Consider the following 18,380-nt stretch of genomic DNA (forward strand, 5'->3'; position numbering starts at 1 on the left):
TTCTGCTCCCCCTCCGAGGCTCCCCGAGCGATGTCTCCACTCTATGGGGAGGCACTGACAACCGAGTTGACGCTCAATCACCTGGCTTCGTCAGTGCTGTGTCCGGCATCCAGGAGATGCCCACGACCGTTCCCCAACCTGCCGATCAAGTTGGTCACCGGCGGCGGCGTGGCCCCGATCCTCGCTCAAGCGGCACCGGACGGTGGCCACTCGCCGTGACAAGCTTGCTGTCCGCTACGAGGCCACCATCCTCATCGCCGTTCTCAACGAATGGCTATGACACCCGCACGATCGCTCAGCATCATGGTCGCTATGGACACGCCGAGCACCGACTTGATCACCATCGCGGCATACGAAAACCTCGGCCGCCTCCACCCGATGGCGGCCGCACGCGCTTGACTGCGCGACCGCGGCATCGACTGGATGCCGTTCGGCCCGGACGAAATCCGTTGGGACTTGTCCTGCAGCATCGGTCCTGACGGCCACTGGCACGGCTGGTTCAACGTCCGCGTCCACCCAGATGCACTACGACGACTCGGGCTCCATCCCGACCAACCCACCGCCGAGATCACTAGCGCATCCCCGCCCGGCTGGTGGCACGCCGCCGCTACCGCAACGAGGTCGAGCGGACGATCAACCGCCTGAAGAGCTTTCGCGCCGTCGCGACCCGCTACGACAAGCGGGCCTACGTCTTCCACGGCACCGTCACGGTGGCCACGATCAGCTCTGGCTCCGAGCGTGATTCGCCGGAGACGCCTCAGTCGGTGAAGGCATCTTCCACCGTCGGGATGCACGGAGACAGCAGCGCCGCCGTGTGCTGCGTGACCACGCCCCGAACGAGCCTGAGCACGCGTACCTCGTTTTCGTGGTCCGGTTCTTCGTCATCGCGAACGTGGAGGAGCCCGTAGGAACCAGGGGCAACTACGGCCACATGCTCGAACAGTTCGACAACATCCGGCGAGGAGCGGTGATTGGAGTAGCCGCCGAGGTGGATGAACGGCTGGCCGTTCATCCACCTGAGGTCAAGCAAGTACGGGCTGTCCATCTGGGCGATGCGAAGCCGAAGCTCATCGACAATCTGCCGCAGACGGGACTCATCGTCGTCATCAGCTGCTGTCTCCCTGACCGTGATCCAACCGTGGTACTCAAACATCCCGTGATCGTAGTGAGATGGCCTGCTTCACCGTGCCGATCGCAGCATGGTCCGCCGGACACGCCTTAGAGGTCACAGACTCAACTGGACGGCGTGACCGGGGACCACATGCCGAGCCACTGCTCGGCGCCCCAGGCCTCGAACCGCTCTACCTCAGTGAACCCCAGCTTCGCCGCGAGACGCATCGAGCCGACGTTGGCGGTCTGGGTGGCGAGCACCACCGGCTCGCCGGGCAGCGCGCCGGCGAGCCAGCCGAGTGCCGCCGCGCACGCCTCGGCGGCGTACCCGAACCCCCACGCCCGCGGCAGGAACATGTAGCCAAGATCGGTCTTCCCCACGGCCGCCGGGCGACGGTGCTCCGTTGCTCTCCTGAGCAGGATCTGGCCGATCATCGACCCGTCGAGATCAACGACGAAGCTCCCGGGCCACCGCTCGGGCGCCCCGGACATCTCGCGCTCAAGCTCGTCACGCGGCCGAGGGCCGCCGAGGTAGGTGTGCACCTCTGGCGAGGCGAGCAGCTCGATGAACGCCGCACGGTCCCGGGTCTCGGGCTCTCGGAGCACGAGCCTCTCGGTCCTGATCGGCTCAGGCGGCCAAGCCACGGGTCCCAGATCATCCACCCGCGCACGCTAACAGGTGGTCAAACCAACCGAACGGAAACGCTTAACTCCACCTGGACCCAAACCACCCCAAACAGCACCTAGCACCTCAGAAGAATCACTTCTGTAAACAATCCACGCCAAGGTGAAGATTGCTGTTGCACCATTGTCGCCGATCTCCATGTGCGTCGACTCAGTAGGGGTGGGGCCAGGGTTCGGCCTGGCGCCGGGTGGCGTGGATGGAGCCGAGGAGATTGAGGGCCTGGGCGCTGGGGCTGCCTGGTTCGGCGTGGTAGATGACGAGTTGCTGGCCGGGGGCGTCGCGTACGTCGAAGGCCTGGTAGGTGAGGGTGAGGGGGCCGACGTCAGGGTGGAGGAATTGCTTGGCGTCCTGGGTCTTGCCGCGCACGGTGTGGGCGTTCCAGAGGCGGGTGAAGTCCGTGCTGTGCTCGGTGAGGGTGCGGACGAGTTCGCGCAGCCGTGGGTTGTCCGGGTCGAAGCCGGCCGCCTGGCGCAGATTGGCGACGGTGGCCTGGGCCGCCCGGTTCCAATCTGAGTAGAAGTGCCGGCCCGCGGGGTCGAGGAAGGTCATGCGGGCCAGGTTGTCCGCCGGTTCGAATGGGGCGTAGAGGGCGTCGGCCAGGGCGTTGGCGGCGAGGAGGTCCAGAGTCCGGCTCATGACGAACACCGGTGTGTTCGGGTAGCCGTCCATCAATTGGCGCAGAGCGGGACTGACCCGCTCGGCGGCGTGAACGGCAGGCCGGTCGCTCGGTGCGGCCCCGGCCAGCCGGTACAGGTGCGCGCGGGTATCCGCGTCGAGGCGCAGCGCACGGCTGAGCGCTTCGAGTACCTGGGGTGAGGGGTTGCGCTCGCGCCCTTGTTCCAGGCGGGTGTAGTAGTCGGCGTTCACTCCGGCCAGGACGGCGACCTCCTCGCGGCGCAGTCCAGCGACTCTGCGGGCCCCGTAGCTCGCCATGCCGACGTCCTCCGGCCGCAGGCCGGCACGGCGTGAGCGCAGGAAGTCTCCCAGGTGGTTGTCGTCCATGAGTTCAGGCTAGGCGGCGGTCCGGTGTGCTGCCTGGGTGTGCCACACCCAGGCAGCACACGTCCTGGTTGATGGCCGCCGACCTGCCCAGACTCGGTGGAGCGGGAAGGACCGCACCAACCGAGGAGAGGAGTCCGCCATGGCCGGGACCGCTGAGAGCGACCACGTCGACGTGGTCGGGATGTGGGTGACCGCGGACGGTCACATCCGCCAGGAGCTGCTGCCGGACGGCCGCTACAACGAAGCCCGCGGCGAGCGGCGCAGCGCGTACACGGGCCGGTACACGGTGACCGGCAGCCACCTGGACTACATCGACGACACCGGGTTCACCGCGACGGGCGACATCCGGGACGGAGTGCTCTACCACGAGCACCTCGTGCTCTACCGGGAGCAGAAGTCGCCGTAACGGAGGCCGCGCCAACGTCCTCCTGGTCACGCGCCAAGGTCCTCCTGGTCACCGCAGCGAGCAGCGAGATCGGCGAGATCGGCGAGATCGGCGGCAAAGAGAAGCCCGACACAGCAGTCAGCATCAGCGAGAATCAAAGGAAATTTCCATGCCAGGACAACGACTTGACGGCAAGGTCGCGCTGATCACTGGCGCGACCGGCGGCCTCGGCACAGCAACCGCCGAACTCTTCGCCCGCGAAGGCGCCCGGATAGTGATCACTGATGTCGCCGGAGACCCCCTGAGGGACTTGGCTCATCGGATCGAGGCCCACGGCGTGGAGGTCCTCGCTGCCCGCCTCGATGTCTCCTCCGCGCGGGAGTGGGACGAAGTGATCACCGGCGTACGGGACCGGTTCGGAACGCTGGACGTGCTCGTGAACCTCGCCGGCATCCTGGACTGGCCGGGTATCGAGGAAACGCGGGAGGAGGCTTGGGACCGCGTCATCGACGTGAACCAGAAGGGCACATGGCTCGGCATGAAGGCGGCGATGCCGCTCCTGCGTGCGAGCGGCAACGCGTCGGTGATCAATACGTCGTCGGTGCTCGGCCTGGTGGGAAGCGGCGCGGCCGCGGCTTACCAAGCGTCCAAGGGCGCGATACGCCTGTTGAGCAAGACCGCCGCGGTCGAGTACGCCCGGCAGGGGGTGCGGATCAACTCGGTGCATCCCGGGGTGATCGCCACGCCGATGATTCAGGAACTCCTGGACGACCAGGGCGACCAGCAGCCGGACATCCGACGCACCCCCATGCGCCGAGCCGGCCGCGCCGACGAGGTCGCACCCGCAATCCTCTTCCTCGCCTGCGACGACTCCTCGTTCGTCACCGGTTCGGAGCTTGTGGTCGACGGCGGACTCACCGCGCACTGAGCAGCCGGACGGTACGACGTCCAGGCGGCCTGTCGTGAAGGCCGCGCAGTTCTGGAGCAGGCGGAGCATGCCGACGACCTTGCCGAGGATCTGCGCCTGCTCGCCGGGGGTCGGCTCGTAGGCGGGGGCGGGGCATGAGCTCCACCTGTCGCTCCTGCCGGCCCAGTACGTTGACGGTTGCTTCGTCTTCCAGGAGCGCGGCGATTCCCTCGGCGGTCGACCGGACGCGGGTGCAGCGTCAGACGGCCAGGACCGCGCGTACCCGCTTGCCGCCCCCGGTGACCGGAGTGACGTCGAAGCGCTCGGCCAGGCACCGCACCATGGCCAGGCCCCGCCCGCTCTCGGCATCGGCCGCGGGTGGCCGCAGGCGGGGCCGGGCCGGGCTGTCGTCGGAGACCTCGACTGTCACCTGCCCATCGCTCACCCGCAGGCGCAGGCGGCAGCCACCGTGGCCGTGCCGGGTGGCGTTGGCGACCAGTTCGGACACGATGAGCGTCGCGTCGTCGATCTGCTCGGCATGCACCGGCGCCATCCGGTGGCGAGGCCGGGCGAGAAACGCTGAGGTCAGCCTCCGCGCCAGTCCGGCCGAGGTGGCCTCATCGGGCAGCAGATACTCCACTCGTACGGAACGCCGATGGGTACGCCGATGCGTACGCATGGCGGATCACTTCCCCTCCTAGGACACCCGGCATGCCCGCGGCCTGGCCGCTCGCCGGGGCCGCGCCATATCTTGGGCGGCCGGTCCTGCCCAGTCCTGATGCCCCTGGAGGGTGATCGCCAACCCGCAGGCGTGCGGGCGACTTGACGGGGCCGGCCTGACCTCGTTCCCCTCCGCCGGGATGAGCTGGACAGTTGCTGGTGTGATTCCGGTGGGAGCTCGACGACGAATGCATTGGGGACCAGGACGCGTCGCCATTCCAGGGTCAAGGCGCGGTCGTCGCACTACCGGTGCAGCATTCTGACCACGTCGGCGTGATGGCGCTGGTGATGCTGCTGGTCGAACTCGTCCAGCGCGCCGTGATCACCGGGCGGGCCTTCGACGTCGACGACGTCCTGCTCAACACGTCGGGCGCCTTGCTGGGCTACCTGCTGATCGGTCGTCAACTGAGCCGCGCCCTGTACCCGGGCGCCGCCACTGGTGGCACCGCTTCACCCAACGATCGGCCATTGCCGCCGACTGAGGGCCCGCCGACAGACGGATAGAGGGGCTGCTTCAGGTGCGGTCCGTCTCGTCTGCCACGGGGGCATCGGCGGGACCGAGCCATCGGCAGATCAGGATGGTGGCATCGTCCTGGAGCTGGCCGTCGTGGTAGTCGCGGAGTGTGTGGATGAGGCGGCGCAGGGTTTCGGGGACGGGCAGTCCGTCGGCGTGGTGGCGTGTGTTGCGGCAAGTCCCCATGGCCAGGGCCGCGGTCAGGCCGGCAGCGGTGTCGTGGCCCATCGCGTCGAAGATCGAGACGTGCACCACCGAGCCGGCGGTGGCGTAGTCATAGGCGTCGCCGCTGACGTGGTGCGCAGGCTCCATCGCGGCGGAGATCGCCACGCGGCTGTCGGCGTAGGTGGGAGGCGGCATCAGGTGCCATTGCATCTCGGCGGCGATGTTCAGCGGTTCGGTGCGCATCAGCCGGGCATAGGAGTCGCTGCTCTGCCGTTTGCTCACGATGATCAGTGCGAGCAGGGAGGCCAACAGTTCCATGTTCTCGCGCGTGCGCGCGTCGTCCGCCTGCGTGGTGAGGCGCAGTACGCCCAGGCGCTCGGTGCCGTTGAGCAACGGCACCCACCACTGCTGTTCTTCCGGATCCGAGCGGCCACCGTGCAGTATCTGCCCGTACTGGTAGGCCCGGCCCGGCAGCGTGCCCTCGATCTTGATCCCGGCTTCCTCACCGCCGGGCTCACCTGCGGCGTCCAGTCCCTGCCCGGTCAGCAGGTGCAGCGTCTCGCGCTGCAGGTCCGCCAGATAGATCAACGCCTGCGAAACCTGCGGACGCCGCATGCTCGACCGTCTTGGCCGGCAACCACTCCAGGGGTATCAGCTTGCTCGAGGCCAGCAGACCGGCCAGCATCTTCCCGCCGCCCCGGTCCTGATCGTTCACAGGAGTTCTCCCCCACCCCGCGTCCTCAACCGACCCCGGCACGGCGCTGTGTAGGGGGCTCGCTCACTCTAGTCTTCCTGGCCCGGCGAACCTCCATCCTTTGCGCACACGCAGCTGCCTGGCCGGGCGACCGGCCCAGCAGAGGCAGCGCACGGGGCGGATCATGTCCTTGCGGTGTTCTGCCCAGCCGGGCAGAGCCTGATGTCCTGCATCACTGGTTGCATGACGCAGCCTTGGGACGTAGCGGGCCTGCGGGGCATGTGCGCGGGCCGCGCTGGAGCGCCTCGCCTTCATGCCGCAGGCAGTCGGCCTCGGCGTCATGACGGTGGCTGGGGCAGCAGGGCCATGCGGCTGCCGCCCCGGCCAACCCGGCCGGGGGAAAGTGATCAGGTCCCGAATTCGCCACGCCCGAGGTCTCGGGCCTGCGTCGTGACGGGGAGTCCCGCGGCAGCCGTCAGGCCGGCGCCGGTGCAGCGGTGCGGGCAGCTTCCTGGACATCCCGCAAGGGCAGTGCCAGAGCCTCGGCGAGCTCCGACAGTTCCTCCGGGGTGGGCCGCACGGGACCGTGGGCTCCGTCCGCGGCGAAGACGCGGATCCGCGGGGTGCGAATGCCCGTACGGTCGGCGAGGTCCTCTGCGTTCAGGTGCCTGCGTCGCATGGTCTGTTGCAACAGCTGTGAAAGTTCGGCCATTTGTTTCACCTGCCCTAAACTATCCGACTTATAGCCGCCCTCACCTGCATGCGTGACTCTGAGGCACGGCGGTGAGGACCTCGGGATCACCAGATGCACGTCTCCCGCATCCTGACCCGCACACTGAACCGGCTCGAAGCGAAGCTCTCCGCGCGGCAGTAGGCACCACCCCGGGCAACCACCACAACACGGACCGGTGGGGCGCAAGGAAGCTCTGAGGCGGGAGGTCGGCCACTGCTCGCACGCCACCTGGCCAACTTCCCTGCCGTGGACCTCGCGCATCTCACCCGCGGAGTCGGACAGAGGCTGCGGGAAGCTTGTCCCGCCGTCCCCCAGCCCGAGTGGTGCGGCCCGCAGGCCGGCGGCGACAGGGTCACGTCGTCTTCGGTGAGTCCGTGCACCAGAACAGCGCCGCAGTGAGGCATCGATGTCCGTCCGGCGGTGTTCGACCAGATCGTCGGTGTACAGCGGGAGCACCTCTCCGGGCGGCGGATGATGACCCGCGCCGGAGATCATGCCGGTGTCGGAGCCGGGGTCGATGAGGGCCGGCGGACAGGTGGCCACCCGGTCGACGCCGATGCCCGCGACCCGGTGGTCTGCCTCTTCCAGGATCCGCTCGCCGGGGCGCCGGAGACGGCCAGTGCTTTCCTCGTCGGTTCACCGTGCCACGGTTGCGAGGACATCGTGGCCCAGTCGCTGGATGACGTCCGTGGCGAGCCGGTGCCGCACCAGTTTGCCGTCTCGGGTGGAGCACACCAGGCCCGCGTCGCGCAGGGTGCGCAGGGCGCGGGAGACCTGTGGTTCGCTGGAGCCCAGCCGGGCGGCGAGTTCCGAGGTGGTGATGGGCTCGCCCAGCAGATGGCGGCACAGCTCCATCCGGGCGGGCGAGGTCAGCGCCATCAGCCGGTGGTGCAGATCCCGCAGGGTCAGCTGTCCGGCCGGGGCTGCGCCACGCGCCGCGTACTGCACCACCACGCACGACGGGTGCTCGTTCTTGACGGTCAGATGCGGCCACACCCGCGCGGACGGGACGAGGACGAGGGGGCGCGGAGCCACCTTCACTTCGTCGATCTGCAGCTTGTCCAGCCGTATCCGCTCCCCCGGCCCTACCCGGGCCGCGGTCGGCAGCAGTTCGGCTAGTACCTCCGCGGGCGGCCGGGCCGTCAGCCGGCGACGTACCTCCCGCGCGTGGTCCTCCAGGGCCGGCCGCAGGGTGCGCCAGTCCTCGGCGAAGAAGGCGGTGTCGGCGGCCCGCAGCACCTCCAGCAGCCGGTTCCGCAGCTCCAGCGGTGCCGCCACCAGCTGCCGCGCCAGCTCACCGCGGGCGTAGGAGCGGCGCAGACAGCGGCGTGTGTAGTCCTCCGCGGCGGCGGTGCCGGGCCGCAGCTCGCGGGCCTGCGGCACGGGCTGCGCGCTGGTGCCGAGGACTCCGGGCGCCACCAGCTCGAGGAAGTCCCCCTTCTGCAACTCCCCTATTGCTGCCAGTTCTTCGTCCAGGTTCGCCGTGAGCGGCACGGTACGGGGAAAGAACAGGCGGCAGCGGAAGCGTGCCCACAGCGGAGCGAACACGGACAACTCGTCGCGCAGTTCGGGTCCCGCCGCGGCGGCGCGGGCCGTCCAGCCGGCGGCCTCCGGGTGGTGCTCGGGTTCGGCGAGCACGTGCAGGCTCGCCATCAGTTCCGACAGCGCGGAGGGCCCGACCGCGAGGTCCGCGGGGCCGAGCCCTCCGAGGTCGAGGACGATGCTCACGCCGTCAGCGTACGGCGGAGTTCACCGTACGGGTGCGCCCGGGCCGAGCGGGATGCCCAGCAGGTACCAGGCGAAGAACAGCAGTACCCAGACCACCAGCATGATCATGGCGAGGGGCAGGGTGAAGGAGACCAGGGTGCCGATGCCGGCCTTGCGACGCAGGGTCTGCAGGTAGCCGACACAGAGCATGAACGAAGTACTCATCGGGGTGATGGAGTTCGTGCAGGAGTCGGCGATGCGGTAGAGCGCCATGGTGGTGGCCGGACTGGTGCCGAGCAGCATCAGCATCGGCACCAGTGCCGGGGCCACCAGCGTCCACAGGGCGGAGCCGGAGGTGATGAGGAGGTTCATCAGGGCGACCGCGACGATCAGCAGCGAGAACAGCACCAGCGTGGGCGCGCCCAGCTGCTTGAGGAAGTCCGCGCCTTCGACGGCGACGACCGTGGCGATGTTGGTCCACTTGAACAGGGCGAGGAACTGCGACACGGCGAAGAAGAGCACCAACAGCGGTGCGATGGAGCGCACTCCCTCGGCCATGAACTCCGGTATCGCGCGGCTCCCCCTGATCCGCCCGGTGAGCCGCCCGTACACGGCGCCGATCAGCAGGAAGAAGACGGTGAGGAAGACGGCGATGGCGTTCATGAAGGTGGACTCCACGATCGCGCCCCCCTCGCCGCGCAGTGGTGAGGAGGCGGGCAGCATCGTGAGCACGATCAGCGCGGCGTAGCCGAGCACGACCAGACCGGTCAGTTTCAGGGCCCGCACCTCGGTGGCGTCGTCGATCTCCGCGGCGACGACCCGCTGTGCCGCGGCGGCCTCCAGGTCCGCGTCGGGGGTCAGATGATGCTCGCGTTTGGCGAGGATCTTGTCCACGACCAGGGCGATGGTGCCGGCCAGCACGAACGCCGAGACGGTGGTGAAGTACATGTTGTCCGTCGCGCGGACCACCACGTCCTTGTCGACGAGCTGCGCGGCCTCGGTGGCCACGGAGGCGAACAGCGCGTCCCCGGGCGCGATCAGCGGGTTGGCGTCGCCCGCGGCGTTGATGGAGACGAACGCGACGATCATGCCGAGCAGGGGAGAGCGGCCCACGGCGCGGAAGGCCACCGCCCCGAGCGGGATGAGGACCACGTACGCGGAGTCGGACAGGAACTTGCCCAGTACGCCGCCCAGGGCCACGCCCAGGACGACCTTGCGCGGGGACAGGCCGGACAGCATGCGGCGGGCCAGTGCCTCGAAGAGTCCCGACCGCTCGGCGACCGCGACACCCAGCATCACCATGAGCACGGTGCCGAGTGGGCCGAAGGTGACGAAGGATTCCTCGGCGCCGGTGATCAGGTCCCGTACGGCGTCCGCCGACAGAGCGCTGCGTACGCCGACCAGGTCACCCGAGGAGGGGTCCTCGACCCGCAGGCCGGAGGCGTTCAGCGCCGAGCTGACGAGGGCGACCACCCCGCACAGGATCCAGAACAGCCAGAACGGATGCGGCAGTGCGTTTCCCGCGCGCTCGACCAGGTCGAGGAGCCTGGAGCCACGGCCCCCCTCGTCGGGCTCCGGGGCCTGCACCTCCTGAGGGCGTTGGGCAGGTGTGGTCATGGCGGCCTCCTGTGAGGACGGTGAACGAGGGCACGACGCGGCCGCGTGGCGAGCGTTGTGTGGGAAACCAGGGACCCGGAACCGTGCACGATCCGTCGCGAGGTACGTGGCGTGTTGCCGGGTTGCGCTGCACAGTAGGTCCCGTGTCCGATCCCGTCACCGTCCGACGGAACAGTTGACCTGATGACGTCAAGTGATCGCCATGAGGTGAGCCACTGCTTAGCGTCACGGGAATGACCTCGTACGACACCTCCCACACCTGCCGGCCCGAACCCCTCCAGGACGGCGCCCTGTGGCGCCGCACCCTGCGCATCCCCATGCGGGACGGCATCCATCTCGCCGCCGACCTGTACTCCGCCTCACCCGAACCGAAGGCGACCGCGCTTCCCGTGCTCCTCGAGCGCACCCCGTACGGCCGGCGCAGGCAGCGCGGCTCGGACCAGGACCACAGCGACGCGCCGGTCCCGCAACCCGAGGACATCGCCCGGCACTTCACCGACGCCCAGTACCACGTCGTACGGCAGGACTGCCGGGGCCGCGGCGACTCCGAGGGAACGTTCGTGAAGTACCTCGGCGAGGGCCCGGACGGGGCGGACACGATCGCCTGGCTCAGGAACCAGCCGTGGTGTGACGGCAGGGTCGTGATGACGGGGGTGTCCTACTCCGCCCATGTCCAGGCAGCCGCAGCCGCCGAGGGGGCGACGGGACTGGCCGCCATGTTCCAGGACTCGGGCGGATTCTCCTGCGCGTACGACGCGGGGATGCGGATGGGCGGCGCCTTCGAGCTGAAGCAGGTGACCTGGGCGCTGCGGCATGCGGTGCAGAGTCCGGAGGCAGCGGCGGACCCTGTGCTGGCCGAGCAGCTGCTGCGGGTCGACGCGAGGGGCTGGTTCGGTGCGATGCCGTGGCGGCCGGGCTGCACGCCGCTGCGGCACCTGCCGGCGTACGAGGACTTCCTGCTGCAGCAGTGGCGCCAGGACACCTTCGGGGACTATTACCGCAACCCGGCGATCTACGGGCGGGGCTTCTACGGGCGCTTCCCGGACGCGCCGAGCCTGCACATGGGCAGCTGGTACGACCCCTACGTCCGCTCCACCATCGAGAACTTCACCGCCCTGCGGGAGCTGAAGTCGGCACCTTCCTACATGGTCATGGGCCCGTGGACACACGGGCACCGCTGCGAGACGTACGCCGGAGACGTGGACTTCGGACCGCGGGCGACCTTGGACGGCAACCTCGCCCCGTCGTACCTGGAGTTCCGCCGCCGCTGGTTCGACCGGGCGCTGGGCCGGGAGGACGAGGGGAATCCGGAGAGCGGAGACCTCCCCGCCGTCCAGTACTTCCTGATGGGCGGCGGCGACGGCCGAAGGGATGCGGCCGGGCGGATGCGGCACGGCGGCGCATGGCGCACCGACGCCCAGTGGCCGCCGGCGTCGACGGCCCCGGTCTCCCTGTACTTCACCGCCGCAGGCGCCCTCGCCCTCTCCCCGCCCACCGTGGCCGCCGCGTCGGTGACCTACGACTTCGACCCGCGCCGGCCGGTCCCCACCATGGGAGGCCAAGTCACCTCGGGCGAACCGGTGATGACGGGCGGGGCGTACGACCAGAACGCCCCGGACGGCCGGGTGTACGGGGCGCGCGCACCGTACCTGCCGCTGGACTCCCGCCCGGACGTCATCAGCCTGAGCACCCCGCCACTCAAGCATGACGTGGTGCTGGCCGGCCCCGTGTCGGCAAGGCTCCACATCTCCACCACGGCCCCGGACACCGACTTCACCATCAAGCTGATCGACGTCCACCCGCCCAACGCCGACTATCCGCACGGCTACGCCATGAACCTCACCGACGGCATCGCTCGCTGCCGCTTCCACCGTTCCTACGAGAAGCCGGAGTTGCTCACTCCGGGCACGGTGTACGAGATCGAGGTCATCGCCCCCGACACGGCCAACCGCTTCGCCGCCGGCCACCGCATCCGGCTCGACGTCTCCTCCAGCAACTTCCCCCGTTTCGACATCAACACCAACACCGGCGAACCGGAGGCAACAGCCCGCCGGACCGCCATAGCCGCGAACACCGTACACATGGATGCCGAGCACCCCTCCCACCTTCGAGTGTGGCTGGAACGAGGAGCGGACGCGTTCCCCTAGCCGGACAGCCGGTGCAGCCGGGCTGCCCCAGGGATCAGCTGGAGCGATCGGTTTATGGCGGGCAGCACCCGGGTTACGGCCGGGAGTGACACGCTGTGACGGCGCGACGTTTCGCGACCGGCCCGGAACTGCTCGAGGGGATGTTCCCCTGTGGAGACCACAGCATCGCGGCCCTGACCGAGGTGCTCAGGAGGTCAGCACAGATGGTGCAACGACCCAACTGGGACGCGCTGGTGGACTGCCTCCACGACTGGCACGGCCCCGGGCACGGCAACCGAGATGTCGCCATCCTGATCGACAACGCCGACGACCTCTCGGCGCGGAGTTCCTGGGACTGTTCGTCTCGGTTCTCTGTCAGGCGGCCTGGGCCGCGAACTTCCAGCTCGACGCCGACGGCATCCCGTACGAGGACCGTCCGCCGTTCGCTCTGCACTTCGTCCTACTGCTGGACCACACCCCGCCCGCCGCCTTCACCGGCGAAAACTTTCAAAGCCGCGCGTCCAGACTCCGACGCGGGGCTGTGGCAGCCTGCGGACCGCCCGCACGCCACGGAGGCGTATCTGTTCCTCAACGGGCGGCGGCTCGACCATCCGCCCAAGTCGGCCGTGGTGCTCGTCCGCGATGCCGGCTCCGGAGCACTCGGCGTTGCCCTGCTCGCCCGACAGCTGCACGACTGGACCGTCGCCTGAACTGTGCCGTGGCCCGGGGCACCAAGGCTCACCGGCCCCGTGACCGGTGACCGGTTACGCCGCGAGTTGGATCAGGCGAAGGCCGACGCGGAGCGTCTCCGAGCGACAGTGGCGCTGCCGCTCGGAGACCGCTCCGTGGCGAGGGCCCCAGCGGCCCGGCCGGCCATGCGGCACTCCCCCTTGCTCAGCGGTTCCCGCCGCTCCCCTCCGGCACAATGCCGGTGCGGGCCACGTCGGCGTACCACCGCGCGCTGGCTTTGGGGATGCGCTTGCCGGTCGGGTAGTCGACGTAGACGGCACCGAAGCGCTTGCTGTAGCCGTAGCCCCATTCGAAGTTGTCCAGCAGGGACCACAGGAAGTAGCCCCTCACGTCGGCGCCGGCGCCGATCGCTCGGTGCACGGCCGACAGATGGCCGTGGAGGTAGTCGATGCGTTCGGGGTCGGCCACCTCGCCCTGCGGGTTCACGTAATCGTCGAACGCGGCCCCGTTCTCGGTAATCATCAGAGGCATCGCGGGGAAATCTGCCTTCAGTCGCATCAGCAGGTCGTACAGGCCGCTGGGGTCGACCGCCCAGCCCATCGCGGTCGTACGGCCCGGAGGACGGTGGAAGGCGACCTTGTCGGCGCCCGGCCAGGGGCTGTGCTCGCTCTGCCCGTGGCCGTCGGAGCCGTGGCTGGCCTCGCCGGTGGCGGCGGAAACGAGCGTGGGTGTGTAGTAGTTGACGCCCAGGAAGTCCAGCGGCTGGTGGATCGTGGCGGTGTCGCCGTCCCGTACGAAGGACCAGTCGGTCAGGCTCGCCGTGTCCTGGAGGAGATCCTGGGGGTACTGGCCTTCGAGCACAGGGCCGGTGAAGACGCGGTTGGCCAGTGCGTCGATCCGGCGGGCCGCGTCGAGGTCCTCGGCGGCCTCGGTCAGCGCGCGGACGTGGTGGATGTTGAGCGTGATGGACGCCTGCGCCCGGGCGGGCAGTTCGGCGCGCAGCGCAGAGACGGCCTTGCCGTGGGCGAGGTTGAGGTGGTGCGCCGCGCGCAGGGCCGCGACCGGGTCGGTGCGCCCGGGCGCGTGGACACCCGAGCCGTATCCGAGGAAGGCGCTGCACCAGGGCTCGTTGAGGGTGATCCAGGTCTTCACCCGGTCCCCCAGCGCGCGGGCCGCCAGCGTCGCGTAGTCGGCGAACCGGTCTGCGGTGGCGCGCTCCGGCCAGCCGCCCGCGTCCTCCAGCTCCTGCGGCAGGTCCCAGTGGTAGAGGGTGACGACCGGTTCGATGCCCTTCTCCAGCAGTGCGTCGGTCAGGGCGCGGTAGAAGTCGAGTCCCTTCTCGACGGCCGGGCCCCGGCCGGTCGGCTGCACGCGCGGCCACGACACGGAGAACCGGTAGGCGCTGACGCCCAGATCGGCCATGATCGCGATGTCTTCGCGCCAGCGGTGGTAGTGGTCGGTGGCGACGTCACCCGTGTCGCCGTTGCGCACTCTGCCGGGCGTGTGCGAGTAGGTGTCCCAGATGGAAGGGGTGCGTCCGTCCTCGGCGGCGGCGCCCTCGATCTGGTACGCGGCGGTCGCCGTGCCCCAGGTGAATCCCTGCGGGAACCTGAGGGCGGCGGTGTTCTCCGGGGCGGGCGCGACAGGTCGGGCTGCGGTGGTGGTCACGTGGGTCCTTCCAGATGGACTGCTAGGCGGGGCGAGAGCGGCGAAGCGGGGTGGCCGGCGTCGATGGGCCTCGGCATCGGGGGAACGGCAGGGTGCTCATCCCTTGACCGCTCCCTGCATGATGCCGCCGACGATCTGACGGCCGAAGACGATGAACAGGGCGAGCAGGGGCAGCGTGCCGAGGAGCGCGCCCGCCATGATCAGCGACTGGTCACGCACGTATCCCGCGCTGAGCTGGGTGAGGGCGACGGGCACCGTCGGATTGGTCATGTCGAGCACGATGAAAGGCCAGAAGAAGTCGTTCCAGGCGTGCACGAACGTGATCATGAACAGCACGGCCATGGGAGGCCGGGCGATCGGCAGCACGATGCTCCAGAAGATGCGCAGGGAGTGCGCACCGTCCACGCGCCCGGCCTCGACGAGTTCGTCGGGCAACGCCTCGGACAGGTACTGCCGCATGAAGAACACGCCGACGGCGCTGACGAGCGTGGGGAAGATGACGGCGGGCAGCTTCTGGCCCCAGCCCAGTTCGGTCATCATCATGAACAGCGGTACGACGCCGAGCTGCGGCGGCACCATCATCGTGCCGATCACCAGCATCAGCAGGATGTTGCGGCCTTTGAAGCGGAGTTTGGCGAACGCGAAGCCGGCGAGGGTGGCGAACAGCACCGTGGACAGGGCGATCACGCCGGCCACGATCAGGCTGTTGAGCATGGCCTTGCCCAGCGCGGCGTCCTGCCAGGCCTTGCCGAGGTTCTCCAGCAGGTGGGGTCCCGGCAGGAACGGCGGAGGCGTCTGGGTGACACGCGTGTTGTCGGTCGACGCCGCCACCATCGTCCAGTAGAGCGGGAAGAGCGAGAACAGCGCCGCGATTCCCAGGAGGATGTAGGCGACGGGACCCGCGTGGTGCTGTCGTCCGGCGCCCGGGTGCCGGAACAGTCCTCGGCGTCGTCGGCCGGACGGGGTGGTCTTGCGGGCGTTGCGCTCGGTCCCGGGGCGCGCGTCCGCCGTCCGGACCGGGATGCTGTCTGTGGTCATGGAAACCTCCCGGTCAGGCCTTGCGCGCCAGGACGCGCTTGACGACTCGTTGGACGACGAACACGAGGATGAGCACGAGGAACATCGCCCAGGCGACCGTGGCGGCCCGGCCCATCTGGTAGTTCTTCCAGCCCTCCTCGTACAGCAGCAGACCCAGCGTCTGGTACTGGTTGTCCGCTCCCCCGGTGATGCCGTTGGGACCCTGGCCGAAGATCAGGGGCTCACCGAAGAGCTGGGTGGCGCCGATCGTGGACAGGACGATGGTGAACACGATGGTGGAGCGGATGCCGGGGACGGTGACCGTCAGGAACTGCTGCCACCGCGAGGCGCCGTCGATGGCCGCGGCTTCGTACCGGTCGCGAGGGATCGCCTGCATCGCGGCGAGATAGAGCAGGGCGTTGTAGCCGGTCCAGCGCCAGATGACGATCGAGGAAATCGCCGTCTGTGCGGCCCACTTGTTGTTCTCCCAGTCGATGTTGTCGACACCCACCAGGCTCAGCATCCAGTTGATCATGCCGAAGTCGCGTTCGAAGAGCATCGTGAACACGAGGGCCGCGGCGCCCACCGAAGTGGCGTACGGGGTCAGGGCGGCGACGCGGAAGAACGTCGAGCCGCGCAGCCGGTAGTTGAGCAGGTGTGCCAGCCCGAGCGCCATCAGCAGCTGCGGCACGGTCGACAGGACGCCGATGGTGATGGTGTTGAGCAGCGCGTTCCAGAAGCGGTCGTCGTCCCACAGGGCCGTGTAGTTGTCGAAGCCGACCCACTCCATGAGGTTCAGGGTCGACAGTTCGACGCGGTGCAGCGAGATCCACGAGGTGTAGATGAGCGGGTAGAAGCTGAAGGCGGCGAAGACGATGAAGAACGGGGCGACGAAGGCGTACGGGGCGCCCCGGAGGTCGATGCGGTGCAGCAGCGTACGGCGCCGCTGACGGTCCCCGCCGGTCCCGGCCGGCGGGGCGGTGCCGGCCGCACCGTGTGGGGGTGTCGAGGTGGAGATGGCCACCGGAAGGCGTCCTTCCTGGAGGGTGAGAGAGGCGAGCAGGGGCCCGGCGGCCCAGACAGGCAGTGCATGGGGCGCCGAGCTGCTGCGGAGATGGGCAACAGGGCCCTCGGTCAGCCGGCGGCCTTCTCGATGCGCGTGTCAGTGGTCTTCCATGCCTCGTTCGGGCTCTTGTTCTGCGCCTCGATCAAGGTCAGACCCTGCGAGAAGATGTCCTTGATGGTGCCGTCCTTACGGCCGAGCACCTGCTCGTCGGGGATCTCCTGGGCCGCGGCGCTGAAGATCTTGCCGATGGGCGCGCCACTGAAGTAGTCCGACTTGGCATCGACCACTTCGGGCAGGGACAACGCGGTCTGCGACGAGGGGAAGTTGCCGATCTCCTTGAAGAGGTAGGCCTGCTGCTCGGGGGCGGTGAGCCAGGCCACGAGCTCCTGCGCCTCTTTCTTGACAGGGCTCTTGTCCATCACGCCGAGGAACGCTCCGCCCCAGTTGGCGCCCTTGGGTGCCTTGGCGACGTCCCACTTGCCCTTGTTCTTCGGGCCCGCCTTCTCGCTGATGTGGGCGAGCATCCATGCCGGGCAGACGGTGGTGGCGAAGGTGCTGTTGGCCAGGCCGGGGTCCCAACCGGGCTGGAACTGGCGGAGCTTCGCGGTGAGATCGGACGTGGCCGCCTCGGAGGCCAGCTTCCACGCGTCCTTCACGACAGGGTTGGTCTTGTAGATCAGCTCGCCCTGCTTGTCGTAGAACTGCTGGGAGTTGCCGTAGATCATGGCGTTGAACAGTCCGCTGGAGCTGTCCATGTAGGCGACCTTGTCGGCCTTCGAGTTCTGCTTGAACCGCTTGCCCGTGGCGACGTACTTCGACCAGTCGCCGTCCCACAGCTTGGCGACCTCGTCGCGGTTGGTGGGCAGGCCGGCCTGCTCGAAGAGGTCCTTGCGGTAGCAGACCGCCATCGGGCCGATGTCGGTGCCGAGGCCGATGACCTTCTTGTCCGCGGTGGTGACCTGGCTCTGCTTCCACGGAAGGAAGTGGTCCGTCCCGGCCACGCCGGCCAGATCGACGAACTTGTCCTTCTGGGTGTCGGACAGTTCCTTGGCCCTACCAATTTCTATGCCCTGGATGTCCTTCAGTCCGCTGCCGGCGGCCAAGTGGGTCTGCAGGGCGGTGTAGTAGGTCTGCTCGTCGCCCGCGACGTCCGCCTTGATGACGACGTTCGGGTGTTCCTTCATGTACTTGTCGAGCAGACCGGTCTCCTTGAAGCCCATGACGCCGAACAGCCCCATGGTGATGGTGACCTTGCCGTCCTTCTTCCCCCCGCCGGTCCCCCCGTCGCTGCTGCCCCCGCAGCCCACGACCAGCCCGAGAGCCGACGCGGCCGACACGGCGGCCAAGACTCTCGTACGCAACTTCCTTCGGAACTTGTCCATTTCGTCCTCCTAGCGGCGGCGCTGACGCACCGGAGTTCGAGCCCCACGGTCCGCTCCGCAGGCCCCATTTGTCCGGTGGGAACGTTCCCAAACGGCGATGGGAACGTGCCCACTCAGGAGCCCGAAGCCTGGCCGCCGCGAAAGGTGTCTGTCAAGAAGTTGAATCCACTTCGTTGCGGGAAGATGTCCCGC

The 18,380-nt window shown here is 68.7% G+C and carries 18 protein-coding genes and 2 pseudogenes; 7 read left to right on the forward strand and 13 right to left on the reverse strand.

Annotated features, from left to right (window positions below; all coding sequences use genetic code 11):
• Window positions 1-263: 263 nt before the first annotated feature.
• Complete coding sequence (locus QFZ76_RS03690; RefSeq protein WP_307680378.1) at window positions 264-470, reverse strand: hypothetical protein; 207 nt, start codon at window positions 468-470, stop codon at window positions 264-266.
• On the opposite strand from QFZ76_RS03690, the gene QFZ76_RS03695 reads away from it, so the two are divergent.
• On the forward strand, window positions 424-645 hold the full coding sequence (locus tag QFZ76_RS03695; RefSeq protein WP_307672323.1) for a hypothetical protein: 222 nt from the start codon (window positions 424-426) through the stop codon (window positions 643-645). The two genes, QFZ76_RS03690 and QFZ76_RS03695, sit on opposite strands and share 47 nt — an antisense overlap.
• Window positions 606-742, forward strand: a pseudogene (locus QFZ76_RS03700) (IS5/IS1182 family transposase); the annotation flags it as partial. The gene QFZ76_RS03695 and the pseudogene QFZ76_RS03700, both read left to right, overlap by 40 nt.
• 15 nt (window positions 743-757) lie before the next feature.
• Here the strand turns inward: QFZ76_RS03700 and QFZ76_RS03705 are convergent.
• The 3 genes from QFZ76_RS03705 to QFZ76_RS03715 form a co-directional block, all read right to left on the reverse strand.
• On the reverse strand, window positions 758-1,153 hold the full coding sequence (locus tag QFZ76_RS03705; protein WP_307672324.1) for an Imm7 family immunity protein: 396 nt from the start codon (window positions 1,151-1,153) through the stop codon (window positions 758-760).
• Between the two features lie 80 nt (window positions 1,154-1,233).
• Complete coding sequence (locus tag QFZ76_RS03710) at window positions 1,234-1,773, reverse strand: GNAT family N-acetyltransferase (protein ID WP_307672325.1); 540 nt, start codon at window positions 1,771-1,773, stop codon at window positions 1,234-1,236.
• A gap of 172 nt (window positions 1,774-1,945) precedes the next feature.
• Window positions 1,946-2,797: a helix-turn-helix domain-containing protein gene (locus tag QFZ76_RS03715; RefSeq protein WP_307672326.1), complete on the reverse strand. Its 852-nt coding sequence runs from the start codon at window positions 2,795-2,797 to the stop codon at window positions 1,946-1,948.
• A gap of 139 nt (window positions 2,798-2,936) precedes the next feature.
• Here QFZ76_RS03715 and QFZ76_RS03720 point away from each other — a divergent pair, with 139 nt between their 5' ends.
• Window positions 2,937-3,203, forward strand: coding sequence for an Atu4866 domain-containing protein (locus QFZ76_RS03720; protein ID WP_307672327.1), 267 nt, complete (start codon window positions 2,937-2,939; stop codon window positions 3,201-3,203).
• 148 nt (window positions 3,204-3,351) lie between these two features.
• A complete protein-coding gene (locus tag QFZ76_RS03725) occupies window positions 3,352-4,110 on the forward strand; it encodes an SDR family NAD(P)-dependent oxidoreductase (protein WP_307672328.1) in 759 nt (252 codons plus the stop codon).
• A 238-nt stretch (window positions 4,111-4,348) separates the two neighbouring features.
• On the opposite strand, the gene QFZ76_RS03730 is transcribed toward QFZ76_RS03725, so the two are convergent.
• Complete coding sequence (locus QFZ76_RS03730) at window positions 4,349-4,768, reverse strand: ATP-binding protein (protein ID WP_307672329.1); 420 nt, start codon at window positions 4,766-4,768, stop codon at window positions 4,349-4,351.
• Between the two features lie 320 nt (window positions 4,769-5,088).
• Between QFZ76_RS03730 and QFZ76_RS03735 the strand changes: the two are divergent.
• Window positions 5,089-5,313 (forward strand): annotated as a pseudogene (locus QFZ76_RS03735) (VanZ family protein); the annotation flags it as partial.
• Window positions 5,314-5,323: 10 nt separating this feature from the next.
• Here QFZ76_RS03735 and QFZ76_RS03740 read toward each other — a convergent pair.
• The 4 genes from QFZ76_RS03740 to QFZ76_RS03755 form a co-directional block, all read right to left on the reverse strand.
• On the reverse strand, window positions 5,324-6,103 hold the full coding sequence (locus QFZ76_RS03740; protein WP_307672330.1) for a hypothetical protein: 780 nt from the start codon (window positions 6,101-6,103) through the stop codon (window positions 5,324-5,326).
• Window positions 6,104-6,657: 554 nt separating this feature from the next.
• A complete protein-coding gene (locus QFZ76_RS03745; protein WP_307672331.1) occupies window positions 6,658-6,894 on the reverse strand; it encodes an XRE family transcriptional regulator in 237 nt (78 codons plus the stop codon).
• Between the two features lie 657 nt (window positions 6,895-7,551).
• Window positions 7,552-8,643, reverse strand: a complete 1,092-nt coding sequence (locus QFZ76_RS03750) for a DUF5937 family protein (RefSeq protein WP_307672332.1) — start codon at window positions 8,641-8,643, stop codon at window positions 7,552-7,554.
• Between the two features lie 21 nt (window positions 8,644-8,664).
• Window positions 8,665-10,239, reverse strand: a complete 1,575-nt coding sequence (locus QFZ76_RS03755) for an AbgT family transporter (RefSeq protein WP_307672333.1) — start codon at window positions 10,237-10,239, stop codon at window positions 8,665-8,667.
• A 233-nt stretch (window positions 10,240-10,472) separates the two neighbouring features.
• Here QFZ76_RS03755 and QFZ76_RS03760 point away from each other — a divergent pair, with 233 nt between their 5' ends.
• Together QFZ76_RS03760 and QFZ76_RS03765 are read left to right on the forward strand one after the other, a co-directional pair.
• Complete coding sequence (locus tag QFZ76_RS03760; RefSeq protein WP_307672334.1) at window positions 10,473-12,386, forward strand: CocE/NonD family hydrolase; 1,914 nt, start codon at window positions 10,473-10,475, stop codon at window positions 12,384-12,386.
• A gap of 203 nt (window positions 12,387-12,589) precedes the next feature.
• On the forward strand, window positions 12,590-13,075 hold the full coding sequence (locus tag QFZ76_RS03765) for a barstar family protein (RefSeq protein ID WP_307672335.1): 486 nt from the start codon (window positions 12,590-12,592) through the stop codon (window positions 13,073-13,075).
• 184 nt (window positions 13,076-13,259) lie between these two features.
• On the opposite strand, the gene QFZ76_RS03770 is transcribed toward QFZ76_RS03765, so the two are convergent.
• From QFZ76_RS03770 to QFZ76_RS03785, 4 genes are all read right to left on the reverse strand, one after another.
• Window positions 13,260-14,723: a GH1 family beta-glucosidase gene (locus QFZ76_RS03770; RefSeq protein WP_307672336.1), complete on the reverse strand. Its 1,464-nt coding sequence runs from the start codon at window positions 14,721-14,723 to the stop codon at window positions 13,260-13,262.
• A gap of 96 nt (window positions 14,724-14,819) precedes the next feature.
• Complete coding sequence (locus QFZ76_RS03775; protein ID WP_307672337.1) at window positions 14,820-15,761, reverse strand: carbohydrate ABC transporter permease; 942 nt, start codon at window positions 15,759-15,761, stop codon at window positions 14,820-14,822.
• Between the two features lie 13 nt (window positions 15,762-15,774).
• Window positions 15,775-16,764 carry a carbohydrate ABC transporter permease gene (locus tag QFZ76_RS03780; RefSeq protein ID WP_307672338.1) on the reverse strand — a complete coding sequence of 330 codons (990 nt, stop codon included), beginning with the start codon at window positions 16,762-16,764 and terminating at the stop codon, window positions 15,775-15,777.
• 110 nt (window positions 16,765-16,874) lie between these two features.
• On the reverse strand, window positions 16,875-18,188 hold the full coding sequence (locus tag QFZ76_RS03785; RefSeq protein WP_307672339.1) for an extracellular solute-binding protein: 1,314 nt from the start codon (window positions 18,186-18,188) through the stop codon (window positions 16,875-16,877).
• Between the last annotated feature and the right edge of the window lie 192 nt (window positions 18,189-18,380).

This window comes from Streptomyces sp. V4I2, from assembly GCF_030817655.1.
GTDB classification, from domain to species: Bacteria; Actinomycetota; Actinomycetes; order Streptomycetales; family Streptomycetaceae; genus Streptomyces; species Streptomyces plumbiresistens.